We start from the raw sequence: 20,623 nt of genomic DNA, 5'->3' as shown, positions 1-20,623 counted from the left end.
GGGTCCGCTCCACGACCCACCTGCGCGGGTGCACGGCGAAGCCCCGCTGGTCAGCGGGCTTCCGCACGATCTCCAGCGTGATCTTCAAGGTGTCGTGGGTCCAGTCGACGAGACGGTCCGCGAAGCCCTGGTCGGCGAAGACGTGCCGGATCGGGGTGGCCAGATAAGCGCTGAGCAGGGCGATCTTCGCGCCGTCGCGGTCCTGCCACGACGCGGCCATCACCGCCACCGTGACCAACAGCCCGCCGGTATCGGTGATGATGAACCGTTTCTTGCAGTTGACCTTCTTACCCGCGTCGTAACCACGCGTCTGCTGCCCGACGGTGTCGGCGCCCTTCACCGACTGCGAGTCGATGATCCCCGCCGACGGCTCCGGCTTCCGCCCGTCCTGCACCCGCGCCTTAACCCGCAGCGTGGCCAGCAGGTTCTCGGTCACACCGGCGTCTTCCCAGCGCACGAAGTACCAGTACACCGTCTGCCACGGCGGCAGATCCGCCGGCAGGTACCGCCACGGACACCCCGAACGGACCACGTACAAGATCGCGTTGACGATCTCCCGACGAGGGTGCTTCTCCCGCCGCCCGTCCGTGCTCGGCTCCGGCAACAACCCTTCGATCAACGCCCACTGGGCATCGGTCAGGTCCGACGGGTAACCACGACGAGGCGACGACGCCCGGACACCCTGCCCGCCCCGACGGCCATCGTCACGCCGCCACACCATCCACACTCGACCTTGTCAAACACGCACTTAGCGGCACGAACGCGTATAGCGGGTTCTCGTCGTCGACGCACAGCACGGCCCTGCCGTCGCGGGCGAGGTTGCGGCCCTTCACCGAGGTCTTGCCGGTGTCGAACAGCACGTCGTCGCCGTCGAGTACGAACCACACTGGGACGATGTGCGGCGAGCCGTCGGCCCGTGTTGTCGCGAGCTTGCCGGTGCGGGTGCCGTACGAGACGAACTGCAGCCATTGCCCATGGATCATGGACTTGGCCGTACGGCCATTATGGGCGGCCGACGGATGCAGCCATGCGGGCCCGGCATCTCGATGGTGTCGGCGGTTCCGGCGCAGCCGCTCGTGTCTTTGAGGCCCCGGAAGGCCCCGGCTGGAGAACGGCGCCTGAGCGCGACAGTCGGGGCAGTGCATTGCCGCATCTACTGGTTAGCTTCCTGATGTGACGGATCCTGAGCGGGGTATCTACGAGCACCTGATCACCCAGCAGCTCGCCGAGCGGCTTCAGCACGTCGACCCCGCCCTCGTCCAGCGCCACAAGCTCGACCCGGCCGACGCGCACGAGGTACTCGCTCGGCACATCGCGGCGCTCGCCCGCCGCGCGCTGCTCGCCGTTGTCGGTGGCGACGACAAACTCGCCCGCCAGATCGAACTGGCAAACCGGATTGCTGAGAGCATCGCCGAGGCCGAGCCGGGCGCCGTCAGCGCCGATGACCAGGTCGCTGACGCTCAGCGCCTGCTGCACGCCATCGCCTCACCGCCGATGCCGCCAGCCCTAGCCAGCTTCCCAGTACGCCCCACGACCCCGCTCTCCACCGGTGGGCTCCTGGTCAATGGCCGGCACCAGCCTCGGATCGGCCACGAGGTCACGCACGAGATGGCCTCCGCCGACAACGTGGACCTGCTCTGCGCCTTCATCAAGTGGCACGGTCTGCGCATCGTCGAGCCGGCGATCCGCGACCTGATCGCCCGCGGCGGCAGGCTGCGCGTCATCACCACGACATACATGGGCGCCACCGACCAGCGGGCTCTGGACCGGCTCGCCGAGCTGGGTGCCAATATCAAGGTCTCCTACGAGACCAGGACCACCCGACTGCACGCCAAGGCGTGGCTGTTCCGCCGCAACAACGGCACCACGACCGCGTACGTCGGCTCCTCGAATCTTTCCAAGGCCGCGTTGGTCGACGGCGTGGAGTGGAACGTCCGGGTCTCCAACTTGGAGCAGCCGCACGTCATTGACACGTTTGAGGCGACGTTCACCGACTACTGGAACGACTCAGCTTTCGAGGCGTACGACCCCGCGAAGGACGCCGACCGGCTACGCATCGCCCTGCGCGGCGAGCGCCCCGACGAGGCACCGACCGAGATCGCGAACCTGGACGTTCGGCCGTTTCCCTACCAGCAGGAGATCCTCGACGACCTGGACGCCGAGCGACTCGTGCACGGCCGCTGGCGAAACCTGGTGGTGATGGCGACCGGCACCGGCAAGACCGTGGTGGCCGCGCTGGACTACCGGCGGCTCCGCAAGGCTGGCCACGTTCAATCGCTGCTCTTCGTCGCACATCAGGAGCAGATCCTGCGACAGAGCCGCTCGGTGTTCCGGCAGGTAATGGGGGACGGCAGCTTCGGCGAATCTCTCGTCGGCGGCGACCGGCCCAAGAACTGGAAGTACGTATTCGCTTCGATCCAGTCACTACACCGGCAGGAGATAGACCCCGAGGCGTACGACATGGTGATCGTCGACGAGTTCCACCACGCCGAAGCGCCTACGTACGCCCGGCTGCTGGAACGGCTGCGGCCGCGCGTACTGCTGGGGCTGACCGCAACCCCGGACCGCAGCGACGGTGGCGACGTGCGCCGGTGGTTCGACGGCCGCGCCTCGGTGGAGCTGCACCTGTGGGAGGCGTTGGAGCGGCAGCTGCTAGCGCCGTTCCAGTATTTCGGGCTGCACGACGACGTCGACCTGTCGCAGCTGCGCTGGAAGCGCGGGCAGGGCTACGACCCGGCCGAGCTGGACGGCGTCTACACCGGAAACCATGCCCGAGCCCGGATGATCCTGCGGGCAGTTCGCGACACCGCCGACGTCGGGCAGATGCGGGCGCTCGGCTTCTGCGTGAGCATCGGGCACGCCCAGTTCATGGCCGACTGGTTCACCGAGCACGGCGTACCGTCGGCGGCGGTGACCTCGCGGGTTGACCCCGCTGGGCGGCAGGCGCTGCTGACCGCGTTCCGCAACCGTGAGCTGCGGGTGCTGTTTACCGTCGACCTGTTCAACGAGGGCGTCGACCTACCGATGGTCGACACGATCCTCATGCTGCGACCCACCGAGAGCGCCACGATCTTCCTGCAGCAGCTCGGCCGCGGCCTGCGCCTCGACGACGACAAGCCCTGCCTGACCGTGCTCGACTTCATCGGCGGGCAGAACGCCAACTTCCGGTTCGACCTGCGCTGGCGGGCGCTGACCGGGATCAGCCGGCGGGCAGTGTACGACGCGGTCGACCAGGACTTTCCGAGCTTGCCGAGCGGCTGTCACATCCAGCTCGACCCGGTCGCCCGAAAGGTCGTGCTCGACAACCTGAAGTCGGCCCTACCGACCTCGAAGAACGGCCTGGTGGCAGAGCTGCGACAGCTCGGTGATGTGAGCCTGGCCGAGTTCCTGCGGGAGACCGGCCTGGAGATCGAGGACGTCTATCGGTCGGCGAGCATTGGCGGGTGGGCCGGGCTGCGGCGCCTGGCGGGCGTCGAGACCTCGACCGGCGGGTCGGACGACCGGGAGCTGGGCCGGGCCATCGGCCGGATGCTGCACATCGACGACGTTGCCCGGCTGGACCTCCTGGCTCGCGTGGCGGCCGGCGTGCACCCCGGCAGCGGACAGCTCCTGGACATGCTGCACTTCAGCCTCTGGGGGCCGTCGGTACCACTGAGCGAGCGCGAGGCACGGCTGAAGCGGCTCTGGGCGGAGCCGGCGCGGTGCGCCGAGCTACGCCAGGTCGCCGAGGTGCTGCGGGATCGGATCCACCGGGTGACGGTCGATCCGCTGTCGGACCGGGTGCCGCTGCGGGTGCACGCCCGCTACAGCCGCAACGAAGCGTGCGCGGCCTTCGGGATGGCGAACCCAGGATCTCTGCGTGAGGGGGTCAAGTGGCTGCCGGACCAGCAGGCCGACCTCTTCTTCGTCACCCTTGTCAAGTCCGAGGAGCACTACTCCCCCACGACGATGTACGCGGACCGGGCCATCACCGACAGCCTGTTCCAGTGGGACTCGCAGAGCACCACCTCGTCGGCGTCGGCCACTGGGCAGCGCTACATCCATCACGTCGAGCGTGGGTCGACGGTGCACCTGTTCGTCCGGGAGACCAAGGTCGCCGACCGTGACCTGGGCGCACCACCGTACCTGTACGCCGGGCCGATGACGTACCAGGAGCACACGGGTGACCGGCCGATGCGAATCCTCTGGCACCTACACCATCCGCTCCCCGCCGACGCGTACGCCGCCGCTCGGGCGATCGCCGCCTGAGAAGTCTCCCTGGGTGCAGCTACGAGCAGCGGCACGTGCCGAGGATGGAGATACGGACTGCGCATGAGGGGCAGATCTCGACAGGCTGTGGCGGGGGCGTCCGCCGCGACCGACGAGTGCTCCTGGCGATAAAACGGGCAACTTGTGTGGGCTGAGGCCTCTTGGATTTGCGAGACGAGGCGTCACGGAGGGTCTTCAATACTTTCCGCACCTCTGTCTCTGTGCAAGCGGGCCACCCATTCCTCCGCAGATAATGAGCTAGGCCGGCCGCATCCAGGAGGGGCTTGTGACTCCGGGCCATGCGGACTGCCTCCTCAAATCGACTACGGAGTTGGGGGCCATCGCCCCCGCGCGGCTGATCTGGCGCCTTCGTTGGGCGGAGCGCCTTCTGGCTGGCAGGGCGGGGCCCCGGTTGAGTCGCCGCGCGATTCTTGGCACCTGTCGTGGGGATCGGATGGCGCTGCAGGGCGGCGGCGACCTCCAGCGAGTCCACGTGGGTCCACCCTCGTTGCCGCAGCCGCTTGGCAATGGCCTTCGGGCGGATGTTGGGAATCTCGGCCTTGATGGTGTGGGCAGCGTCGGCGATTTCGCGTTCGGTCGGGCGGGATGAACCGGCGGTACGACCTACCCCACCATTGGCGCGGCCCTTTGTCTGGGGTTGTCGGGCCGACCTGTTGGTTGTGCCCCTCAGCCGATTGCCGTAGAGCTGCGTTGAGGGCGCGGAGGTCAGCCGATCGAGCCAGACGTCAGGTGTACGGTCGGGGCGGTCGTCGTACTCCCAGTCATGTCCGGGCGTGTCCCAGCCCTGACCTTCGGCATCAGCGTAGAAGTCGCCGATGCCCCTTCTTGCGACCACAGCCACCCCCGAAATCCAACGGCCCTGCGCCACCCATCGGCGGCATAGGTTCTTTTGGATTCTTCGGCAAAGTTGGGGGTCGGTAGAACCGTCGATCAGACACCGGTCCTGGCTGAACGGCGGCTATCGGGCTCCTGTCCGCCTATATGCTGGTCGCCGCCCGAGGCATCCAGCTTCTTTAGATGCCCCGGGCGCCGGCATGGCTCAGCTCACTCTGGCCCCGGCCAGGCCAGGCAGGCCACCTCAATGAGCGTCGCGGACCGCACGGCAATATGGTCTTCGGTCCATCCCTGCGTCCAGGTGCGCGCCATGTCCTGCGGTGCATCGGCCGGTGCCTGAAGAACGCTTGCGGAGGTCAGCAGGAGGACGGCGTGCTTGTTGAGTTCGGTGCGCTTGGCGTACCAGGGCCCGTTGCTGATAGAGGAGTTGAGCTTGGTGGTGGTCAGGGTCAGGTTGCCCAGCATGTGAAGGGCGTTTTCGCGCATCTCTCTGGCCCGGTCCGCCGGCTCGTCGGTGCGCAGCGGGTAGTGCTGTTCCCACTCTTGGGGCAGCAGGTGCTCGACGCTCAATTTGGCGGCCTGCGCAGGGCTGAAGTCCATCTCCGACTTCTCTCCCCGCAGTTGAGCCTCTATCCCGCCGAGCAGAACGCGCAGTCGGGGACCACGCAGCAGGAAGTACAAGTTCGTCTGCAGCAGGCGGTCTATGAACTCGTCGTCGTCTGGCCAGTATCGGGACTCAGCAGTCTGGGTGGCGAGTTGATCGCGGAGCTGCTCGCCCACGACGGTGTCGTCGGTGGCCCGGAGGTTCTGCAGCACTGCCAGGAACAACCGGTTGTAGTCCTTGGTGGTCCTGCCGCAGACAAACCTGCGGACTAGGAAGGATTCGATGGCAGTGGCCGCAATTGCTCGCTGCTCTGGGCTAACGCCGGCCCGCGCCTGCAGGTGCAGCAGGACCGGCACCGGGGTGGTGGTGTTGAGCAGATTAAGCACCTGCAGCAGCCGGCCGCTTGGCTCGGAGCCGGGAAGGCTTTCCATCCGCCGCATCGCCGTGCCGTGGTGGCTCAGGTCGGCCAGGACCTCCCCGGCAGCGGCCTTGCTGGCCGTTAGCCAGCGCCGGAAGTCGGCGAACAACCGCTCGACCGGAACTTCCTGCCCGGTGCGAATTGCCAGCCAGTACGACAGCAGCAGGTCGATCCGAGCGCGCTTGAACCGGCCGGTGGTGACTTCCTGGCTCCACCACGCGGCCTCGAGGGGCACCCAATACTTATCGTGCAGGTCCGTGACGTCCTCACCCTGCTGCTCTGCCAGCCGGAACAGGGTGTTCTTCACGAGGTCGGAAGCGCGCAGCCGGGTACCGCGGTCGTTTAACGTCTCGAAGATGACCTGGGCGTCGTCATATCCCTCCAACTGGATCTCGACTAGACCGAGGCGCTCTCGGAGGGCGATCACGAGGGCGTCGGCTCGCTGGACCGGGGTGGGTGATTCGGCGAGCCAGTCCCGCAGTTCGTTGTCGAAGTAGCGGCGAGCCGCCAGCAGTCGGTGTTCGTCTGGCCGCGCCTGTGGAAGGTGGGCGGCGAAGATGGCCTTGAACGCGTCTCGGTCCGGCAGCGACGGCCATACCTTGTACCGCTCATACGGGTGCTGTGGGTGGACCAGCTGCTCGGTGTTGTTCAGCAACAGTTTCAACAGCGCTTCAGCGTTATCGGCGGAGTGCTCCCGGGCGACGACTCGACAGGAGGCCAGCAGTACCTGCAGGGTCGTCAGGCGCTGCTGACCGTCGATCACGTTCATCGCCAGAATCCTGCCTGGCGCCGGGGGCGTCCGCTCAAGCACGATGGCGCCGAGAAAGTGGGTGCGAGGCGTGGTCGGGTACCCGCCGGCGGCACCGCCCATTTCCCCTTCCACTTCCTCGGCTGCCACCCGCACGTCCGACCAGAGCGGTGCCCAGTTGCGCTCCTCGTCCCAGACATAGGGCCGCTGGAAAACGGGGATGACATGTCGGCGGTCTGTGCCGAAGATGTGGACAAGCTGGACGGTATCCGCCTTCATACACGTTCTCCCCTGCTCATCGTTGCGGACTGTATTGCAGCCTTCCGGCACCTCAGGCCAGGTGTGCCGACGCCTCCACTACTCGGCTGCTGGCGGTCGCCAACTCGTCGTCGGTGAACAGCGCCCGGAACTTCGGTCGGATGACGACCGCCTCAACGGTCAGGTCCACCCGCCCCCGCTCCCAGAGCGCCGTAAACCCGTCGGAGACGCCGGGGTTGCGCAGCAATTGCCGGGCGGTCGCCAACCCACCCTTCTCGGTGAGCATGCGGAGGAACAGCGCGGCGTGTAGTTCGCCTCGTCGCGCGCCCGCTCGTAGCTGCGGACCATGGCGTCGTGGAAGGTCGCTTCCAGCGCCCGCCGGTCGGTCGTCTCGCCGTCCGGCTCGTCCGGCACGTCCTCGGCGCCCCCGTAAGCCCGCCCGATCGCCTGGTTGAGGGTGTCCTCGAGAGTCGTGCGATCGGTCGTCTCGAGGGCGGCTGAAGGCGGCGAGGTGGGCGGGACCTCCCGGCCCTCATTACTGCCGGAGAGCCGCAGCAGCCGGGTGGCGCTGCGGAACCGAACCGCGGCTGGGCTGGTCGGCGGGAAGTACTGCACCAGCCCAGCGTGGCGGCCGCGACTGTCTTCCACCGGCGTGTCCCGCTTCATCGAGGCGGCGCTGATGACGGCCTTCGCCTCGTGGGGGCGTACCCAGCAGATCAGTCGCGCGCCGGTCGGGTGGGCTCGCTCGACCCGGACGTTGGCCCGGTACTTGCGAGCCTCGGGGGACGCGCTGTCGTAGTACCTGGCCCAGCCCAGCACCTTGCCTTCGTGCCGGATCGGCACGTCCCGGCAGTGCTGGTAGCAGTCGACCGCGGCCACCGCCTCGTACGGCCGTAGCCATGCGACGTTGCGGTAGCCGACCGGCACGGGCACCATGCCGTCGTCCGTCGCAGGCCCGTCGGTCGACTGCGAGACCACCTCCGGCCCAGGCTGCCGCGGGGGTACAACGACCGCCGGCTCCCGAACGGCCTGCCGAGGCGGCACGACGACCGGCGGTGGCGTCCGCTCCTCGGCGGCGGGCCCGACCGCAGGTGTCGTACCAGGGTCCTGACTCGCCGGCACGGCGGCCGGCGGTGGTGCCGGCTCCTCCGCGGCCGGTTCGACACCGGATGGCGAACCAGAGTCGAGCCGGACCGGCGATGGTCGGGCGGCCTCGCGCGCGGCGGGCTGCGGCAGCAGAGTTTCGGGCGCCGCCGGCGCAACGGACACCTCGCCGACGGGCTCGGCCGCGACGGGCGCAGTGATCGGAGGCGACAACGGCTGTTCCGATGGCGGTGTCACGGCCTCGGTCAGCGCGGGCTCGGCAGGCCGCGCCGAGGGGACCTCCGGCGCGACGAACGGCGCAGACGTAGGCACCGCGACGACCGGCGGCGGGACGCTGATGCCCAGCTCGTCGATCCGCTGCCACAGGGGCTCCAGCGCCGCCTCCGGATCCCGGCTGAACACACTCCCCCGGATGCGCACGAAGACGCAGTTGCCGACCCGCTCCAGCACCGCCTGCCGGCGCATGTCGCTCTCCCACTGGTCCGGCCCGTGGTACGCGTCGCCGTCGCACTCGATTGCTAGCCGCCGGCCGTCGGGCGCGGGCAGGACGAAGTCGATCCGGTACCCGCCGATGCGGAACTGCGGCAGCGGCTGGTATCCGCGGCGCAGGATACGGCGCAGCACTTCACGTTCGAAGTCGCTGTCGCAGCGCTTCTCCAGGTTGTCGTACGCCTCGTCGGCTGCGGTGACGTTCTGGCAGTAGGTGAGCAGCAGCCCGCGGGCGTCGTCCTCGCGCAGGTGGGCCGGCTGCACCGAGTGGAACACCCACAGCTGGTCCCGGGCACGCGAGGCGGCGACGTTGACGCGCCGATGGTGGTCACGTTTCGTGAAGGGGGACACCGGGCCGTGATGCGGCTCGACGACCATCGACACCAGGACGATGTCCCGCTCGTCGCCTTGGAAGGTGTACGAATCGCCGACGCGCAGCCGGCGCCGTTCCATCTCTGCCTCGCCGATTTCCTCGCGGAGGCGGGTAAGCAGGTAGAGGGCCTGGCCGCTGGTGCTGAGCAGGCTGACCACACCGATGCTGCGTGCCTCGTATGCGGGGTCGGCAACAATCGCCGCGACCCGTGCGACGAGGGCTTCGGCTTCCGCAACGTTGACGTTGCCGTAGCCGGACAGGTCCTGGCGGATGCCCTCCGGCACGTGCACGGCGTTGACGGGGTCGCCGATGCCGGCGGGCCGGTCCGTGCGCAGCGGCTCGATCTCCCCGCCGTAGTACGTCTCGCTGGAGAAGCGGATGATCGCCGGCACCGAGCGGAAGTGCTCGGTGAGCAGGATGCGTTCCGGGGAGCGCCGGACGGCGTGGTCGTAGAGGCTGCTCTCCTGATCGAAGTGCTCGGCGGAGGGCACGTCAACCAGGTGCGAGTTGATCAGGCCGCTGATGGTGCCCACGCCCACCAGCTGTGGACCGATCTGCTGGTCGTCGCCGACGACGACGGCGCGTTCAGCCAGGCTGAGGATGGGCAGCGAGAACATGTCGGCCTGGGACGCTTCGTCGACGATCACGACGTCGAAGTGCGCGCCGCCGGCGAACTGCTCGATGGCCCGGTCGACGGACATGACCCAGACTGGTACGGCGTCGACGGCGGCGCTCATGGCCCGCTGGGCGTGCGCCTGCCACTGGGCGGCGTTCTTACCCGTACCCTTTCCGATCTTGCGCAGCGCGGTGGTCCAGTCGGCAAGCGCTGCCCGCCGACGGTCGTCGAGCGCCTTGGAGACTTCCAGCCAGGAGGAGGCGACGACGAGTTCCTGGGTGAGCCGCCGGATGCGGTCCCGGGTTTGCTCGACCCGCCGCCCGAGCGCGAGCGGGTCGATGCTGCCCACGACGGTGTCGAACCAGGTCTGGGTGCGGCGCCACTGCCACCGGTGCAGGCAGTCGCCGCCGGTGCCGGCGATGGCGGTGGCGGTGCCCTCGTCGATCTGGGCGGTCCAGGCGGGGGCGGCCGGGCGGAGCCGTTCGACGAGCTGGGTGAACCGTTGGGCGTCGGGGCGCAGGCCGGCCAGCCGGCGTACCTCGTCGAGGATTCCGTCCCAGCCGGGCAGATCGGCCTGCCGCCGGCTCTGGTCGAGCAGCCGCCACAGCTCACTGGCGTCGCTGGTGGACATGCCGACCTGGAGCACGACGCCCAGCTCGCGCTCCTCGGCGGCGAGCCGGTCGTGGGTGAAGATCGCCGCGCACCGGGCGACCAGGTCGGTGAGCGCGGTCAGCCGGCGTACGTCGATCGCGTGCTCGGCCCGGGGCACCAGCCGGCGGACGGTCGCGTGCAGGGTGGGCCAGCGTCGGCGGTCCCAGTCCAAAGCGGTCGCCGCGTCGGTGAGCAGTCGGCCGGTCCAGAGTTCGGGCTGGTCGCTGGGTTCCTTCGGCAGGTTGAGCAGATTCCGCCACTCGGTCCACCGGGTGGCGAGTTCCTGCCGCAGGCGGAGGCGGTTGACGTACGCGACGACGATGTCGACGTCCTCGGCGGTGCGCAGGATCTCGCCGTCGATGTGGCAGTCCGCGGCGAGTTTGGCGAGAGTGCCCTGGAAGAGCTTGCTGACGCCCTTGCCTATGGCGAAGCGCTGGCGAAGTTCGCCGAGCTGCGCCAGCAGCCGGCGCGGCTCGGCCAGGTGCCCGTCGGGGACGGTTACCTGGTGGCCGGCGACGGCCCGGGTCGCCGTGGCGAGTTCGGCGAGCGCCCGCTGGCAGGCGGCAACGTGGTCCTCCCATATCGCCTGCCAGTTCGGGTCGGCCTGCAGCAACTTGGCCAGCGCGTCCGTCCACGCACCCTCCCTGGCGGTGAGCAGGGTGAGGGCCTCACGCAGGTGTCCGGCGAGCTCATCGAGGGCGGGCCGACCGAACGCCCGTACCTCCGGCAGCACCACACCGTCGGCGACGAGCCGGTCGAGCTCGGCGCGGGTCGCGGCAAGTTCTCGCCGCGCGGCGAGCACGGCCGAGGCGGCCGGCAGCGCGGCCGCCGTGGGCAGATGTCGTAGCGCCTGAGTGCGGTCCTGGCGCACGGTACGGCGGGCAATGTCGAGCAGGTCGGTGAACTCCTCGACGGTGAGCGGGGCGTCGAGGTCCGGGGGGATCTCGTCGGGGATGTCGCCGTACCGTTCGGCGCGACCCCGCAGCCAGCCGCCGACGTCGCTCGGCGACAGCCGGATGCCGTCGATCTCGTGCTGGGCGGACTCGTTCTCTGCCAGGGTGCGCAGCGCCCCGAGCGCCTGGCCGAGGTCGCGCTCGGCCTCCTCGAGCTGGTGGCGTAGCCGGTCCACCCGCTGCTGCTCGCTCCGCTTGTCGAGGGTGGCGCCGCGGTCGGAGAGTTCGCGGGCGGCCAGCTGGAGCTGGACGAGCTGGTCGGTGGAGCGGCCGAGCACCGCCAGGCACAGCGACTGGATCTCCTGCGGCAGGCCGTCTCGCAGGACGCGCAGCGGGTCCTCCTTCTGCGCGACCACGAGGACCCGCTTGCCGTGCGCCATCAGGTGGCAGATCAGGTTGCGGATGGTGTGGGTCTTGCCGGTGCCGGGCGGGCCTTGGACGGCCACGTTGCGGTGCTGGGCGAGGCGCCGGGCGATGGACTCCTGCGCTTCGTTGGTGGGCAGCGGCATGAGCAGCCGCTCCCCCAGCGGCGCCCACCGTGCCGGCTGGTCCTGCGGCATCTCCAAGCGGCTCGGCTCGTGGGCGAGGATGGCGGCCAGCGCCCCGATGCTCAGGGTGTCGCCGCTGAGCAGGCGGGCCCGCAGTTCCTCGAGGAACCGGCGCAGCATCCGCTGCCTGGGCCGGACGAAGAGCACGCCGGTGTCGTGGACGTACGGGCCGGCCGGGGCGGGCGCGTCGGCGGCCCGGACGGTCGGATCGAGTCCGAGGCGGCGCAGGGCCCGTTCGAGGAACTCCAGGCGGGTGAAGTCGTCCCAGACATCGAGGTCGAGCTGCCCGCCGGAGCCGGCGAGGGCGAGCAGTTGGCTGAGGTATCGCTCGTCGAGACCGGTCAGCGGGTCGGTCTGGAGGCGGCCGGCGCCCTGCGGCAATACCCGGATCATCGACCTGTCGGCGTCGAACTCGATGGCGACCGGGGTCACCACGAGCGGGTACTGGACCCGATTCGCGCCGACGTCCGTGCGCAGGACGCCGTGCCCCCACACCAGCTCCTGGCTGGCAGCGTTCATGTCGACGCGGTGCATAAGGTCGAACAGGCTGCGGTGCAGTTTCCGGACCGCTTCGGTACGTCGGGCCTGCTCGGCCCACGGGCGCCAGTCTCGCTCCCGCCACTGCTCGAACCGGGTACGGAGGTGCTCGACCGTCTCCTCTTCGCCGGCCAGCCGCGGTTCGCTCTCATACGACACCGGTGCGGCGAGGTAGGGGCTGAACTCGGCGGGCGCCCGCAGCTGCTTCGGCGCGGGCGGAAGGCCGATCCGCAGCCAGCTGCCGTCGTCAGCAGACACGCCTACCTGGCAGTCGACGTGGCTGGGTAGTTGGTGCTGCCAGAACGCGTCGGCCTGCGGCACCGTCCGAGCCGGCTTCTCCATCTGGGCGCGCACGGCCATCAGATAGTCGACCAGGGAGGTGGCACGGTCCAGGATCAGCGCCGGCGATTCCGTGGCGGACGGGGAGCGGGAAAGCATGCGGCACCTTTTTGGTTCTGGCGGGTGGGACTGTCCCAGGTGACGAGGTCTGGTCCGATGTCAGCACACGTGATGCGGCACTCCCACCTCCCCACCGGCGGTGTCCAAAACACTACCTTCGGCACGCCAGCCAGCGGGACCCGCGGCGCTCCCCCGATCGGACGGCCCCGTCGGCCCGCTTAACCCTGTCAAGAACCTGCACAGGCATTAGTGCCCGCGGCAACAATTGTCATCGGGAGCGTGTGCACACCACCCGGCATCCGACAGCGACCGGCGCCGCGCTCCGGTACGCCCCAGCCACTCAGCACGGGGCCGGCCTTCCACAGGCTGGTGGCCGCCGCCCTAAGGTCGGCGGCCACCAGTGTGCAAGCGGTGAATCGCCTACTGGACGGCCAGCCTCTGCTTGTTGTAGTTGCTGCCTTCACCGTCCGGCTTGTAGTTGCTCTCCACGTTGCCGGCGATGTCGATCGAGAACCAGTTCACCGTCGTATCGCTGTTCACCGTGATGTTCTGGACGCCCTCACGCATCCCCGCCAGCGCCAGCTTCGGCGAGCTGTACGTCGGCCGACTCCCATCAAGCGTGTAGTACACGTTCGCCGGCTCACTGGTGCTGAAGGTGAACGCCGTAGCCCCCGCCTCCTGCTTGACGACCTTCAGCGACGTCCGAGGCTGGATCTTGTCCGTCGCGTACGCCCGGGCCACCTCAAGAATCGCGATGTTGCCGTTGGCGAACTCCATCGCCTCCTCATGCCCCTCGGCGAACGGCGGCTGGAACCCGACCGCGGTGAACCGCCCGGTCGTCGGGTTGTAGATGTCCGCGCCGACCTCGAAGTCCCAGCCGATGATGCCCCGGTTGTACCAGTGCTCGTCGGCGCTGTTGCCGGCCGCCGAGTACAGCACGTCCGTCACCGGGCCGGTACGGCCCGGCCAGATCGCCGTGCCCCGGTACTCCTGCACCCGGGAGAGGATGTAGTCCGAGGAGGTCCAGAAGTACGCCTCGGTGCCCTGGTCCACCCGCGGCAGCACCTCCCGCCCCTCGGCCTTGTACGCCCCCGGCGGCCACATGAAGTACCCGCCGTAGGAGTGGGTGTTCATCGAGAGCTTGATGTTCGGGAAGCGGTCGACCAGCCACACCTCGTTGCGCGCCTCCGGCTCGGACAGCTCGCTCGGCCCGGCGAACGTGTCGCTGGTGCAGTTGGTCGCCGACGCGCCGACGTAGCCGTCGAAGACGGAGCCGACCGAGAAGTTCCGGTTGACGTCGACGCCCCAGGCGTTGCGGCGGCCCGGGTCCGCGTTGGACGCCGGGCAGTAGTTGGTCATGTTCCGCCGCTGCATGTTGAAGTCGTACATGCTGTAGTGCGCGCCGTCCGGGTTGACGACCGGCAGGATGAAGATGTCCAGGTCGTCGACGATCTTGCGGGTGTCCGGGTCCCTGGCGTAGTTGCGCAGCAGCCGCTCGGCGGACTCCACGCAGACCAGCGGGGTCACCCATTCCCGGGCGTGCTCCTGGCAGTAGAGGAAGACCCCGACCTTCGAGCCGTCGCGGTGCTTGCCGATCCGCAGGACCTTCATCTGGAACGGCTCGCGGGACACGCTCACCGGCGCCTTCAGGTTGTCGGTCAGCTGGGTCACCGGAGCGGCGGCCACCACGCCAGTGCCGGCGTTGCCCCGGTACGTGCTGGCGGTGAGCAGCCTGGCCGCGTCGGCGTTGCCGTTGACCGCGGCGACGACCTGCGCCGCCGTGCTGGTGATCACGCCGGACCCGTCGGTGGCCAGGCTCACCGTGACGGCCTTGCCGGACACGCTCACGCTCAGCGGGGCGTTCGCCGTGCCCGGGTTGACCAGCGACATGGTGATGTCGTTGCCGCCCTCGGAGCCGTACGCCTTGGAGGTGACGTAGACGGTGCTGGCCGCGGCGGTGCCGAACTGCGCCTGTGCCTGGCGCCGGTAGCCGTTCGTCTTGTACGGCAGGTCGATCAGTTCGGTCAGCTTCGGGAACTCGGCGGCCAGGCCGGTGAACCGCGCGGTGACCTCGGTCGGGTCCATGTAGTGGTCGACGAAGTCCGACACGTACGGGTGCTTGCCGGGGTCCTTGCGCGGGCTGCCCAGCCACTTCGCGACGTCGACGGTGGCCGAGCCGCCCTTGTTGCTGGTGATGGTGGCCCTGGCCGGTGCGGCGGCGATGGGGACCGGGTTGCTGAAGCGGTGGTACATGTACTGGCCGGCGTCGGTGAACCGGGACATGGTGGCGGTGCCGCCGGAGCCGATCGCCGTGCCGGGCCCGCTGTCCCAGCTGGCCGTGAGCACCGTCGTAGAGTCGGGGCCGGCGCTCGACTTCACCTCGACGTTGAGGAAGAGCTGGTTGTCGAGGCTGGAGAACCATTCGGCCCGCAGCACGGTCAGGGTGTCGGTGGCGGCGGTCGCCGCCGTCGCGGCCCGGATGGAGGCGGACCGCTCGGCCATGTTCTGCGCGTAGTCGCTCTGGTCGGAGATGGCGTCCTGCACGTCGAAGCCCTTGTCGCGCAGCGCCTGGCTCTCCTGCGGGCTGAGGATCGCGTGCACCTCGATGCCGTTGTCGACCGGCTTGACGTACTCGGCGAGGTCGACGCCGAGGGCGTTGAGGCGGTCGATGCCCGACTTGTCGGCGACGACGATGCGCATCAGGCCGACGCCGTTCTGTTCGCCGGTCGACGACCGGTCGGGGGCCACGGCGTTGTCCGTCGTCGGACTGGCGAGGCCGGGTGCGCTGACGGCGAGCGCCAGCGGTAGGGCGAGCAGTGCCAGGAATCGGCGCGGTCCGTGGGATCTTTGCGTACTCCTCATGAGAGTCCTTCCGGCGAGGCGATCCAGAAGGCCGCGCAGTCGAGGCGTCGGGGTGGTCACCCCCGGCTGCCGCAGCTGCGCAAAGTGTGACGCCAACCTCACGATCAGTCAAGATCGATGTAGCGGGCGACGCGCCGAGTTGCCCCCTACACCCCCGCCACGCTCGCCGGCTCCGGCGGGGTATGCCGCCCCCTGACCGGCCGCTCGTCCCCATGCCCTGGCCACCACGCCTTGTGTCCGATCAGCGCCGTCAGCGCCGGCACGAAGAACATCGACATGACGAACGCCGACAGCACGATTCCGATCGCCACGGCGAACCCCATCTGCTGCAGGAACGAGATCGGCGCGAGCATCAGCACCCCGAAGGTCCCGGCCAGGATCAGCCCGGCCGCGGCCACCGTAGGTCCGGCATGCTCCACGCCGATGGCGGCCGCCTCGTGCGGCTCGTTGCCCTCCCGTGCCTCCTCCCGCAGCCGCGCGATCATCAGGATGTTGTAGTCCGTCCCGATCGCCACCACGAAGAGATAGAGGATGATCGGCAACTGGAAGGTCACCCCGGGCTGGTCCTGGAGCCCCTGGAACACGTAGACCGTCGCGCCCAGGGTCGCCGCGAAGTTGAGCAGCACCGCAATCACCAGGTAGATCGGCGCGACCAGGCTGCGCAGCAGCAGCGCGAGGATGAGCGCGATCAGCCCCGCCGCCACCGGCAGGATCACCGACAGGTCCCGGTTGTTCGCCGAGTTGATGTCCGCGAAGATCGCGGTGGTTCCACCGACCAGCGCCCGGGTGCCGGGTGGGGCCGCCGCGTGCACGGCGTCGCGCAGGTCGTCCCGGACGAGCGTGATCGCCTCGTTGGAGACGGGGTTCTCGTTCAGCAGCAGGTTGACTCGGGCCACGCTCGGGTCGCTGCTCCGCTCCGGCGGCTGCGCCCGGCCCACTCCTGGGGCCTTCGCCACGGCCGCTGCGAAGTCGTTGACCTGCTGCTCGGTCAGCGGCGTGCCGTTGCCGGTGGTCAGGTAGACCTCGGTGGGGGCGAGGGCGCCGGCGGCGAACCCCCGCTGGAGGTCCTTCGGGGCCTTCGACGACTCGGTGTCCTGGGGGAAGCCGGCGCTGAAGTCGTAGTCCGCCTTGTAGCCGAGCACGCCCGCGGCGAGCGCGACCAGCAGGGCGCCGGATGCCGCCGCGACGAGTGCTGGGCGCCGTCCGACGGCGGTGCCGAGGCGTCGCGACAGGGTGGCCTTGGGGGTACGCTGCCACGCCTTGGATGGCCAGAAGACGTACCGGCCGAGCAGCGAGACGACCGCTGGGATGAGGGTGAGCGAGGTGATCAGCATGACGGTGACGGCGATGGCGAGCGCGGGGCCGAGGGAGCCGAAGAAGCCCAGCGAGGCGAGGAGCAGCACGAGGAACGCGACGATGACGGCTCCGGCGGCCGAGGTGATGACCTCGCCGACCCGCTGGACGGAGACGATCATCGCGGTGCGCTTGTCGTCGCCGGCGCGCAGCCGTTCGCGGTAGCGGAAGAGCAGGAACAGGATGTAGTCGGTGCCGATGCCGAACAGCACGATGAGCAGGATCGTCTGCAGGTCCTGGCTGACGTTGAGGTCGAACGCCTTGCCGGCCGCGGCGACGAGCCCGGTCGTGATGGTCAGGACGGCGCTGACGACCACGACGGGCAGCAGCGCGGCGATGGGGCTGCGGAAGATGATCAGGATCAGTCCGATGATCAGGATGATCGTCGCGACGCCGACCACGGCGAAGGCCTTGTTGAAGGTGTCTTCGTTGTCGACGAAGCTCGCCACGTCGCCGGCCACGCCCGCGGTGAGCCCGCTGCCGGCCAGCTCCGGCCCGATGGCGGCCCGGAGGTCGTGTACGGCTTTGAGCAGTGCCGGGTCGTCGGGGGTGGCCGCGTCGAGCCCGACGTTGATCACCTGGACCGACTTGTCCGGCGCGACGGCCGGCGGGCCGGTGAGGTAGCCGGTCGTGTCCGGGATGTTCCTGGCCTTGAGCGACTGGGCGAACTGGCCGACCTTCGCCTCGTCGGCCGGGGTGAGCGGCTTTCCGTCGGCGCGCTTGACGACGATGGTCGCCGTGGCGGCGGCCTGCTGGGGGAACGCCTTCTGCCCGAGTTCGGTGGCCTGGACCGACTCGTAGGAGCGGGGCAGGAAGCTTTCCTGGTCGGCGGAGGTGATGTCGCTCAGCGACGGCGTGGTGAGGATGATGGCGGCGGCCGCGAGCACCCAGCCGGCGATCACCCACCAGGCTCTGCGTACGACGAATGTGCCCAGCCGCTCGAACATGGTTTCCCCCCGTGTGTTCGGCACAACGGATGTCTGGGGCGCAGAGCGCCCTCGGCGCCGGCCCGTCACTCTGCTGGGTGCCCTTCGCTACCTCTCGTGCAGCCTACCGTCGGGCAGCAATCCTTTTCGGACGCTTGCGGTGTGGGGCCCGGTGAGTCTCACGGGCCGTTCAGGCACCCTCGCACCGTTCCGGCGGCTGTTACCGTGCGCCGCCCGCTGCCCCGGCGCTGCGCGGTCCGAGGCCGGCCGTGGCGAGTGGAGGCGTGGCCAGAAGAGCGTTCAGCGCGTCCTGCATGCGTTCCAGGGGTCCGTCGGCGCTGTGCAGTCCCTGGTAGAGGTCGCGGAGCACGTCGTCGGATCCGTTGGTGAAGGCCAGGATCTCGGCCAGGGAGAGCTGGTGGTTGAAGATCTCCGCCTCGTTCCGCCAGTCGTGCAGCATGCCGACGAGCGTTTCGTCGCGTCGTGGGGACAGCACGGCCGAGGACAGCGCGGCGTTCACCGCTGACAGGTTCATCCGGGGGTAGACCTGCCGGCGAGCCGGCTGCGTGGTGCCCACGGCGAACGGCGGCGACGCCAGAATCCTCCCGTTGTCCTGCAACTCGTCGCCGATGGCCTGGAGGGCCTCCGCGCGCCTCTCGCGACCTGCCGCCCATCGCTCGGCGACGATGCCGGTGATGCCGCCGAGCAGGCCCAGGATCTGCACGGCCGGCTCGAAGCTCGACGTGCCGGATGACCGGGTCCACCAGATGGCACTGACGACGAAGGCCACCGCCAGGCTGCCGGCGGTGACCAGCATGATCCAGGTGCGTGGTGCCGTCACCCAGGACGGCAGGTGCGCCGGGCGTGGCCGCCGCTGCGATCCGCCCGTCATTTGCCGGGGCGGCGGAACACGTCCCGGGCGGCCGTGTCGGGGCTGGTACCGGCATCGCTGCTGGACAGGAGCATCAGGTCCATGCCGAACCGGCGGACCCGCTCATAGGCCTGGAACTGGGTGAAGGCCTCGCTCTCCACGAAGAGGCCGGCCTTGGCCAGCGCAGCAGCGAGGGCCTTGAGCTGGTATTTCCGGGTGATGAGCAGGCGGATGGTGTCGCCGCTCGGGAAGTGGACCTCGCTGCGGTTCGGCAGCACGATCTTCAGGTCTTCGGCCGAGCGGTTGCAGTAGATCACCTTGATGACCAGCGACCGGCCCTCGTCGACCACCCCTTCGAAGCGGACGTAGTTCATGTTCACCGAGAGGTCGGTGTTCTGGCGCAGGGCGCTGATGACGAACTCGCGGAACACCCAGCTGGTCTCGTACTCGCGGGCGGCCTGCTGCGCCATCCGGTCGTCGAGGTGGGATGCGGTGGCCACCTCCACCATGAGCCGGTCCTGGGGGCGGAGCAGTTGCTTGCTCAGCCGCTCGACCAGGTAGACGTCCTCGTCGAAGTTGGCCATCGTGTTGCCGAGCAGAGAAAACAGCACCGGCTCGTCCCCCATCAGCCGGTCACGCAGTTCGTTCAGCTCGGCCACGTTCTCTTCGACCGAGAAGTCGAGTTGCACGGGAAGCAGCTGATTCCGGAACTGCCGGAAGAAGGGCAGCGACTGTATCGGCTTCAGGCCCAGGCGCAGCATCTCCGCGCTCATGTCGACGGGCACGTAATACATTTCCGGGTTCAGCGGATGGAGGTCGGCCAGAACCGCGGCATCCTTCTCCCCGGTGCCTGGGCCGAGGCTGATGTAGTGGTAGGGCCGGCCGTTGTGCCGGGAGTGCAGGTTTCGCCAGCGCCGGCTGAAGGTCTCGATCCCGTCTCTCATGACGGGATAGTTGGGATCGGTGCAGGCCCGCTGCCAGTTGACCGCCGGCTCGATCCCCCAGTAGGAATAGCCGGACACGATCCGCTTCTCGTCGCCGGTGGAGGAGAAGGGCCGCTGCAGCTCCGCGGCCAGCTCGTTGAGCTTCCGGGACTGGTCTTCTCCCACCAGGCACAGCGACCAGGAGAACTCGGTTTCCGAAATGACTTTCTCGAGCCTGCGCAGAAGCTTCAACTGTTCCCTGGCCTGCTGATCCATGTTGTGCCATCCCCCGAGCGAGGTCGGACCGGTCCCCCATGCTCCGCCCGCCAACCTTAACAGCGCGAAAGTCTCCTCAGTGGACCCAGAAAGCCGCTGATGATCTAGCGCGGCGGGGGTATGCCCGTACCGGGTGACAAGGTCGCGGAACCCGCGGCGGGCCGGCGCGGGAGTGCCTAGCCTGACGGAGAGGCGCAAAGGGGGGCATCGTGGCGAACGTGGTCTGGGACGCGCTGGACGGCGTCCGCGAGGTCGAGATCACCGTGACGGGCCGGAAGACCGGGCGGCAGATCACCCACCCGGTGTGGTTCGTGCTGGACGAGGACAGCGTGTTCCTGGTCCCGGTGACCGGCTCGGACAGCCAGTGGTACAAAAACGTCCGGCAGACGCCGATGATCGAGGTGACGGCGAACGGCACGGCGCTGAGTTCGAGCGCCACCCCGATCACCGAGGCCGACCGGGTCAACCACGTGGTCGAGCTGTTCAGAGCCAAGTACGGCGCCGACACGGTGGAGAGCTACTACCCGAAGCACGACGTGGCGGTCCAGGTCCCGCTCGGGTAGCCGGCCTAGGTGTGCTGTCCAGGGAGCTTGGTCGAGATTGTGTGACGG

10 protein-coding genes are annotated in these 20,623 nt (G+C 69.0%); 2 read left to right on the top strand and 8 right to left on the bottom strand.

Annotated elements, in window-relative coordinates; genetic code table 11:
- Together AB0F68_RS15490 and AB0F68_RS15485 are read right to left on the bottom strand one after the other, a co-directional pair.
- The coding region (locus AB0F68_RS15490; protein ID WP_357337784.1) for an IS5 family transposase at nucleotides 1-619 on the bottom strand (619 nt) is incomplete at its 3' end.
- 85 nt (nucleotides 620-704) lie between these two features.
- Nucleotides 705-983, bottom strand: coding sequence for a TIGR03618 family F420-dependent PPOX class oxidoreductase (locus tag AB0F68_RS15485; protein WP_357337781.1), 279 nt, complete (start codon nucleotides 981-983; stop codon nucleotides 705-707).
- Between the two features lie 190 nt (nucleotides 984-1,173).
- Here AB0F68_RS15485 and AB0F68_RS15480 point away from each other — a divergent pair, with 190 nt between their 5' ends.
- A complete protein-coding gene (locus AB0F68_RS15480; RefSeq protein WP_357337779.1) occupies nucleotides 1,174-4,248 on the top strand; it encodes a DUF3427 domain-containing protein in 3,075 nt (1,024 codons plus the stop codon).
- 1,065 nt (nucleotides 4,249-5,313) lie between these two features.
- Here AB0F68_RS15480 and AB0F68_RS15475 read toward each other — a convergent pair.
- The 6 genes from AB0F68_RS15475 to AB0F68_RS15450 all read right to left on the bottom strand — a co-directional run bounded on the left by AB0F68_RS15475 (nucleotide 5,314) and on the right by AB0F68_RS15450 (nucleotide 20,012).
- Entirely contained in the window at nucleotides 5,314-7,152 is a 1,839-nt protein-coding gene (locus AB0F68_RS15475) for a DUF262 domain-containing protein (RefSeq protein WP_357337772.1), read from the bottom strand.
- 159 nt (nucleotides 7,153-7,311) lie between these two features.
- Nucleotides 7,312-12,840, bottom strand: coding sequence for an AAA domain-containing protein (locus AB0F68_RS15470; RefSeq protein WP_357337770.1), 5,529 nt, complete (start codon nucleotides 12,838-12,840; stop codon nucleotides 7,312-7,314).
- 381 nt (nucleotides 12,841-13,221) lie between these two features.
- A complete protein-coding gene (locus AB0F68_RS15465; protein ID WP_357337768.1) occupies nucleotides 13,222-15,663 on the bottom strand; it encodes a M14 family zinc carboxypeptidase in 2,442 nt (813 codons plus the stop codon).
- A gap of 146 nt (nucleotides 15,664-15,809) precedes the next feature.
- On the bottom strand, nucleotides 15,810-17,963 hold the full coding sequence (locus AB0F68_RS15460; protein ID WP_357337765.1) for an MMPL family transporter: 2,154 nt from the start codon (nucleotides 17,961-17,963) through the stop codon (nucleotides 15,810-15,812).
- Between the two features lie 199 nt (nucleotides 17,964-18,162).
- Nucleotides 18,163-18,759 carry a hypothetical protein gene (locus AB0F68_RS15455; protein WP_357337763.1) on the bottom strand — a complete coding sequence of 199 codons (597 nt, stop codon included), beginning with the start codon at nucleotides 18,757-18,759 and terminating at the stop codon, nucleotides 18,163-18,165.
- 71 nt (nucleotides 18,760-18,830) lie between these two features.
- The gene (locus tag AB0F68_RS15450) at nucleotides 18,831-20,012 is read right to left on the bottom strand and encodes an L-histidine N(alpha)-methyltransferase (RefSeq protein ID WP_357337760.1); all 1,182 of its coding nucleotides are present in this window, start codon (nucleotides 20,010-20,012) and stop codon (nucleotides 18,831-18,833) included.
- A 209-nt stretch (nucleotides 20,013-20,221) separates the two neighbouring features.
- Here AB0F68_RS15450 and AB0F68_RS15445 point away from each other — a divergent pair, with 209 nt between their 5' ends.
- Nucleotides 20,222-20,575: a nitroreductase/quinone reductase family protein gene (locus tag AB0F68_RS15445; RefSeq protein ID WP_357337754.1), complete on the top strand. Its 354-nt coding sequence runs from the start codon at nucleotides 20,222-20,224 to the stop codon at nucleotides 20,573-20,575.
- Nucleotides 20,576-20,623: the final 48 nt, after the last annotated feature.

The organism is Micromonospora sp. NPDC023966 (assembly GCF_040639095.1).
GTDB lineage: Bacteria > Actinomycetota > Actinomycetes > Mycobacteriales > Micromonosporaceae > Micromonospora.
The sequence above is the reverse complement of the archived record's forward strand: the minus strand, read 5'-3'. Positions and strand labels throughout refer to the sequence as shown.

Coding starts and splice junctions, on each gene's coding strand:
- AB0F68_RS15470 (WP_357337770.1), bottom strand. CDS start 12,840: ATGCTTTCCCGCTCCCCGTCCGCCACGGAATCGCCGGCGCTGATCCTG.
- AB0F68_RS15455 (WP_357337763.1), bottom strand. CDS start 18,759: ATGCTGGTCACCGCCGGCAGCCTGGCGGTGGCCTTCGTCGTCAGTGCC.
- AB0F68_RS15485 (WP_357337781.1), bottom strand. CDS start 983: ATGATCCATGGGCAATGGCTGCAGTTCGTCTCGTACGGCACCCGCACC.
- AB0F68_RS15460 (WP_357337765.1), bottom strand. CDS start 17,963: ATGTTCGAGCGGCTGGGCACATTCGTCGTACGCAGAGCCTGGTGGGTG.
- AB0F68_RS15450 (WP_357337760.1), bottom strand. CDS start 20,012: ATGGATCAGCAGGCCAGGGAACAGTTGAAGCTTCTGCGCAGGCTCGAG.
- AB0F68_RS15465 (WP_357337768.1), bottom strand. CDS start 15,663: ATGAGGAGTACGCAAAGATCCCACGGACCGCGCCGATTCCTGGCACTG.
- AB0F68_RS15475 (WP_357337772.1), bottom strand. CDS start 7,152: ATGAAGGCGGATACCGTCCAGCTTGTCCACATCTTCGGCACAGACCGC.